A 1,773-nucleotide genomic window follows, 5' to 3' on the forward strand; every position below is an offset into this window, starting at 1 on the left:
CTCTACCATAGGACTGGCAATGCTTTTGGGGTGTGTCACTCCTTATACTACCACGAGAGTGACAAAAGAGGGTTAAGATAGTAGATCAGCAAGCGTACTGACTTGTACAACATATCAACGGACTTGGAATAATATAAAGTCTGGTGTTGCATCATGGAGAATGATGTGATGAAATATGCCAATGCCTTGCCCTCCCACAGTCAAAGTTCCAAAGTGGTAAAAAATCGACACCGCCAAGGTAAACAGAGCTATCTGTGTCGAAGATCATCTTTGAATATCCTCTTGTGGTTCCTTAAAGTTATAATCCGTCACTTTACTCTAGCGACTGTCTATTCCAGCCTCACGTGGGCCCCCCACAAATCTTGCGGGAGAAATACTCTGTCGGTGGGTAGGGGAGCAACTGGGGCCGTGAGGGTAAATTGACCCGCTTCAATTTGCTGCTTCAATTCCAATGCTACTTGCCGGGAGAGAAACATACTGGCAAGGGGGGCGGCCCGTACTGGTTTGCCCTCGATGAGAATGCGGCCAGTCTTTAATTGAGCATAGCTGACTAAACCGAAGGTGGGACGAACGCGCCGGGGGATAGAGAAATCTACCACCGGCGCTACTATTTTTTTGTCGGATACTGCACAGTGGGCGACGACTGTTTCGTTTAAGACGGGAAACGGGATGCCGACTCCCAGCATCAGGGATGGGCCGTAGTTTTTGAAGTAGCAGCCGCGCACCCATTTGGAGTTCATCTGTTTGGCGTCGCCGATGAGTGCGAGGGTGGCGGCCGGGCCGATGGGGGTGCGGTTTGGCTGGCGTTTTTGCAGCGGGAAGTGCTGGGTTCCTTCCCAGGTGATGTACCCCTGAGCGCCTCCTAGGAAGATGCGGGTGCCGATGCCGATGATTTCGAGGTCGGGGTCGTTTAGCAGGGGAGACATGGCTCCAAGGTTCGAGTAGACGGCGTTGCCGAGGTTTGGTTGCAGGGGGCCGAGGTAGGTGAACAGCGGGCGATCGCCCCCGTTGACGCCAACAATAAAGTTTTGATATGCATTGCGGGGATTGAATAAATAAAACTGGTTGATTGTATCGCGGGTAATCGTGGTTTCAAAGGAGGCGCGGGGGTAGCAGTCTGTTACCTGCCCCAAGGCGCGCAACTGCACGGGTTTGCCTGCTATTAAGTCTTCGATGACGTGTCCGCCGCCCCGTTCGCGGGATTCTTCGCCGTCTTCGGCTACTTGGGTGGCTCCCACGTACAGGTCTACTGCCCCGAAGCCGGAGTAGGCTAAAACGCCGTCTAGCCAGCACTGGCGGATTTTTATGGGCGGGTCGGTATGGCCGAGGTTGATGATTGCACCGGAGGATTCCATCGGCTCGAAGGTGCCGGTAGTAATGACATCGACTTCTTTGGCTGCTTGGGTAATGCTGGTTTCTTGAACTCTAGTTTTGAGTTCTTCGATTGTCCAGACTGTGGCTTTGCCTTGGCTGATTTTATCGTTGATTTCGTCGATCGATCTCATATATTTTAGATTTTGGATTTTAGATTTTAGATTTTCAATTGATTGATTTTGGAGTGATTTTGATTTTGGATTGATGGAATGTTGCTCGAGCGAATGCTGTTTTGGCGATCGACCTCGGTTTGATAACACAGCAAAATGCTATAACAAATATCAGGATTATATTATAAATAAAATAAAGAGCGATCGTTATGACGGGTGCATCTCACTTTTGCAAATACATCAAGCGGAAAGTTGACCATTGAGATAAGCACAGCGCAGAGAAAGGATA

The 1,773-nt window shown here is 50.0% G+C and carries 1 protein-coding gene and 1 pseudogene; one reads left to right on the plus strand and one right to left on the minus strand.

The genetic code is table 11. The features are described from left to right. Positions 1–181 precede the first annotated feature (181 nt). Positions 182–261 (plus strand): annotated as a pseudogene (locus tag QUB25_RS29965) (IS1 family transposase); the annotation flags it as partial. A gap of 68 nt (positions 262–329) precedes the next feature. On the opposite strand, the gene QUB25_RS29600 reads toward QUB25_RS29965, so the two are convergent. Further along, complete coding sequence (locus tag QUB25_RS29600; protein WP_333189042.1) at positions 330–1,505, minus strand: homocysteine biosynthesis protein; 1,176 nt, start codon at positions 1,503–1,505, stop codon at positions 330–332. Positions 1,506–1,773: the final 268 nt, after the last annotated feature.

Origin of the sequence: Microcoleus sp. B3-D7 (genome assembly GCF_036705305.1) — a bacterium.
Lineage (GTDB): Bacteria > Cyanobacteriota > Cyanobacteriia > Cyanobacteriales > Microcoleaceae > Microcoleus.